This is a genomic window from Streptomyces sp. UNOB3_S3, assembly GCF_020740895.1.
In the GTDB taxonomy this organism is placed as follows: Bacteria; Actinomycetota; Actinomycetes; order Streptomycetales; family Streptomycetaceae; genus Streptomyces.
On the sequence record NZ_JAILXP010000499.1, the window covers coordinates 1 to 4221 of the forward strand.

Consider the following 4221-nt stretch of genomic DNA (forward strand, 5'->3'; position numbering starts at 1 on the left):
TAAGAGACAGGGGTGGTGGGGCGCACGGCTCGACCTCCTGCACCTACGGCACCTGTCGAGTACTGCGTTCCCCGGGCCGCCGCGCGGAACCCCTCAGCGTGGTGTGGACGCCAGCCAGCGGTAGCGCAGTTCGGGCCGGCCGATCTGGCCGTACTGCGGGGCGCGGGCGGCGCGGCCGGAATCCACCAGGTGCTCCAGATACCGCCGGGCGGTGATCCGCGAGACGCCCACGGCGGTGGCGGTCTCGCCCGAGGAGACGCCTTCGGGACCGGCCGCCCGGACGGAGTCGATGACCGCCTGGAGGGTGTCCCCGGCCAGCCCCTTCGGCAGCGCGGCGGGCTGCGGGGCGCGCAGGGCGGCGAGGGCACGGTCCACCTCCTCCTGGCCGCTCGCCTCGCCCGCGGCGGCGCGGAACTCCGCGTACCGGGTGAGGCGGTCGCGGAGGGTGGCGAACGTGAAGGGCTTGAGCACGTACTGGACGACGCCCAGCGAGACGCCCTCCCGGACGACCGCGAGGTCGCGCGCGGACGTCACCGCGATGACGTCCGCCGTGTGCCCGGCGGCACGCAACGACCGCAGGAGCTGGAGGCCGTGGCCGTCGGGGAGGTACATGTCGAGCAGCAGCAGGTCGACCGGCGTCCGCTTGAGGAACTGCGAGGCGTCCCCGCGCGAGTGGGTCACCCCCGCGACCGTGAACCCCGGCACCCGGCCCACGTACAGCGCGTGGGCGTCGGCGGCGACGGGGTCGTCCTCGACGACCAGCACGCGGATCGCCTGCGGCGCGCTCTCGGGGGCGGCCGGCCCCGGCTGGCCGATCGGAGCGGTCTGGCCGATCGGGCCGGTCTGGCCGAGCGGTCCGCCCATCGGGCTCACGGTGGTCATACGGGGACTCCTTCGGTGGTGCGGACGTGCTGCAGCGGCAGCCGTACGGTGAACTCGGCGCCTCCGGCTGGGGCGTCGGCCAGGGTGACGGTGCCGCCGTTGCGGCGGGCGGCCTGCCGGACGAGGGCGAGGCCGAGGCCGCGGCCGATGCCTCCGGGGGCCTCGCCCCCGGAACCCCGGGCCGCGGCGGCGTCGCATGCCGGCCGGGTCGGCGCTGCTCCCTTCGTCGACCAGCCGCGGCGGAATATCTCGGCCGCCGCCTCCGGCGGTACGCCCGGGCCCGTGTCGGCCACGCGCAGGAGCAGTTCGGCGCCGTCCGCCCGGACCGTGACGGTGACCCGGGGCGGCCGGGCGCCGCTCGCGCACGAGGCGTCCACCGCGTTGTCGATCAGGTTGCCCAGCATGGTCACCAGGTCGCGGGCGGACAGGCGGGGCGGCAGGAGCCCGTCGTCGACGTGGCTGTCCTCGGTGAGGACGAGCTCCACGCCGTGCTCGTTGGCCTGGGCGGCCTTGCCCAGCAGCAGCGCGGCGAGGACCGGTTCGGCGACGGCGGCGACGACCCGGTCGGTGAGGGCCTGGGCCAGCTCGAGTTCGGCGGTGGCGAACTCCACGGCCTCGTCCGCGCGGCCCAGTTCGATGAGGGAGACCACGGCGTGCAGCCGGTTGGCGGCCTCGTGCGCCTGGGAGCGCAGCGCCTCGGCGAAGCCGCGCACGGAGTCCAGCTCGCCCGAGAGCGCCTGGAGTTCGGTGTGGTCGCGCAGGGTGACCACCGTGCCGTGCCGCTCCCCGCCGGCCACCGGCGAGGTGTTGAGGACGACGACCCGTTCGTCGGTCAGGTGCACCTCGTCGACGCGCGGCCCGGGGGCGAGCAGGGCCTCGGTCAGCCCCGGCGGCAGCCCCAGCCCGGTGACGGGCACGCCGATCACGTCCCCGCGCAGGCCGAGGAGTTCCCGGCCGCCGTCGTTGACCAGCGCGACCCGGTGCCGTCCGTCGAGCATCAGCAGCCCCTCGCGGACCGCGCGCAGCGCGGCCTCGTGGTAGTCGCGCATCCGGGCGAGCTCGGCGGCGTTCATGCCGTGGGTGTGCCGGCGCAGCCGGGCGATCAGCAGATACGTCCCGGCGCCGCCGAAGGCCAGCACGGTCAGGGCCACCCCGAGGAACACCAGGATCTGGTCGCGGACCTCGGCGCTGATCACGTCGACGGTGATGCCCGCGCTGACGAGCCCGGCGACCTGGCCGTTCTCGTCCCGTACGGGGGTGACGGTCCGCACGGACGGGCCGAGCGTGCCCGTGTACGTCTCCGAGAACGTGTGGCCCTCAAGGGCGGGCCCGGTGTGGCCGAGGTAGCGCTCGCCGATGCGGAGGGGGTCGGGGTGGGTCCAGCGGACGCCGCCGGGACTCATGATCGTCACGAAGTCGACGCCCGTGTCCCGGCGGACCTGCTCGGCGTACGGCTGGAGCCGTACGGCCGGGTCCTTGTCCCGTACGGCGCTCTGTACGGAGGGGGAGGCGGCGACGGCGACGGCGGCCGCGGTCACCTGGCGTCGGGCGGCCTCCTCGGCCTGGTTCCGGTCGGCGAGGTACGCGAAGGTCGCGCACCCGGCCACCACGGCGGCGACCAGCGCGATCTGTGTCGCGAAGAGCCGGCCGGCGAGGCTGTGGGGGAGACGGATGCGAGGTCTGCGCATGGCCGACAGTGTGCCTGTTGGCCGGTTCGTGAACGTAATGCACATAAGGGTGACCACCGTCACAGGGCCGTGCATAGTCTCCGCGACCCCACTTTTCCTCGGGAGAACCCCACGATCACCTTTGAGGAGACCCACCGTGAGCACAGTGAGAGCGCAGTCACCCCCGCCACCGGACGAACCGGCCCGTCGGGACCGGAGCCACTACCTGTATCTCGCGGTGATCGGCGCCGTGCTCGTCGGTGTCGTGGTCGGCTTCGCCGCGCCGGGCGTGGCGGTGGAGCTCAAGCCACTGGGCACGGGCTTTGTGAACCTCATCAAGATGATGATCTCGCCGGTCGTGTTCTGCACGATCGTGCTCGGCATCGGTTCCGTGCGGAAGGCCGCCAAGGTCGGCGCGGTCGGCGGACTGGCGCTGGGGTACTTCCTGCTGATGTCCACGGTGGCGCTGGCCATCGGCCTGGTGGTCGGCAACGTCCTGGAGCCGGGCAGCGGACTCCACCTGACGGACGCGCTGCGGCACGCGGGCGAGGCCCAGGCCAAGGGCGCGCACGAGTCGACGGCGGACTTCCTGCTCGGCGTCATCCCGACCACGATCGTCTCCGCCTTCACCGGCGGCCAGGTGCTCCAGACGCTCCTCGTGGCCCTGCTGACGGGTTTCGCGCTCCAGGCGATGGGCCCGGCGGGTGAGCCGGTGCTGCGGGGGATCGGACACATCCAGAAGCTGGTCTTCCGGATCCTCTCCATGATCATGTGGGCGGCGCCGGTGGGCGCGTTCGGCGCGATCGCCGCGCTGGTCGGGGCGACGGGCGTGGACGCGCTGAAGTCCCTGGCCGTCATCATGCTCGGCTTCTATGTGACGTGCCTGATCTTTGTGGTCGTGGTGCTCGGGGCGCTACTGCGGCTGGTGGCCGGCGTCAACGTCTTCGCCCTGCTGAAGTACCTGGGGCGGGAGTTCCTGCTGATCCTGTCGACGTCGTCGTCGGAGTCGGCGCTGCCGCGCCTGATCGCGAAGATGGAGCACCTGGGCGTCAGCAAGCCGGTGGTCGGCATCACGGTGCCCACGGGGTACTCGTTCAACCTGGACGGGACGGCCATCTACCTCACGATGTCCTCGCTTTTCGTGGCCGAGGCGATGGGGAACCCGCTGTCACTGAGCCAGCAGGTCTCCCTGCTGCTGTTCATGATCGTGGCGTCCAAGGGCGCGGCGGGCGTGACCGGCGCGGGCCTCGCCACCCTCGCGGGCGGCCTCCAGTCGCACCGGCCGGAGCTCGTGGACGGGGTCGGCCTGATCGTCGGCATCGACCGCTTCATGAGCGAGGCACGCGCGATGACCAACTTCGCGGGCAACGCGGTGGCGACCGTCCTGATCGGGACGTGGACCAAGGAGATCGACGCGGACCGCGCCCGCGAGGTGCTGGCGGGGAGGCTGCCGTTCGACGAGGCGGCCCTGGCCGCCGACGGCGCCCACGGCGCGGCGCCGGAAGCGCCGGAAACGAAGGAGGCCGTCGCGGCCTCCTGACCCCAGACCACCCCCACGGCGTGGCCGCCACTCCCCAACGGCGGCCCTCGGGCCCGGAACGGCACCACCGGGCCGCGCCGTGGGGGTTCCCCGCCGTCGCGGCGGGAGGAGGGCCCCGGGCCCGCCCGGGGC

The 4221-nt window shown here is 73.5% G+C and carries 3 protein-coding genes; 1 reads left to right on the forward strand and 2 read right to left on the reverse strand.

The features are described 5' to 3' along the window. Positions 1-93: 93 nt before the first annotated feature. Positions 94-882 carry a response regulator gene (locus tag K6I33_RS32505; RefSeq protein ID WP_229358193.1) on the reverse strand — a complete coding sequence of 263 codons (789 nt, stop codon included), beginning with the start codon at positions 880-882 and terminating at the stop codon, positions 94-96. Then, positions 879-2570, reverse strand: coding sequence for a sensor histidine kinase (locus K6I33_RS32510; protein ID WP_229358195.1), 1692 nt, complete (start codon positions 2568-2570; stop codon positions 879-881). The genes K6I33_RS32505 and K6I33_RS32510 overlap by 4 nt, the downstream gene beginning before the upstream one ends. 145 nt (positions 2571-2715) lie before the next feature. On the opposite strand from K6I33_RS32510, the gene K6I33_RS32515 reads away from it, so the two are divergent. Further along, a complete protein-coding gene (locus tag K6I33_RS32515) occupies positions 2716-4089 on the forward strand; it encodes a cation:dicarboxylate symporter family transporter (RefSeq protein ID WP_229358196.1) in 1374 nt (457 codons plus the stop codon). The last annotated feature ends 132 nt before the right edge of the window (positions 4090-4221 follow it).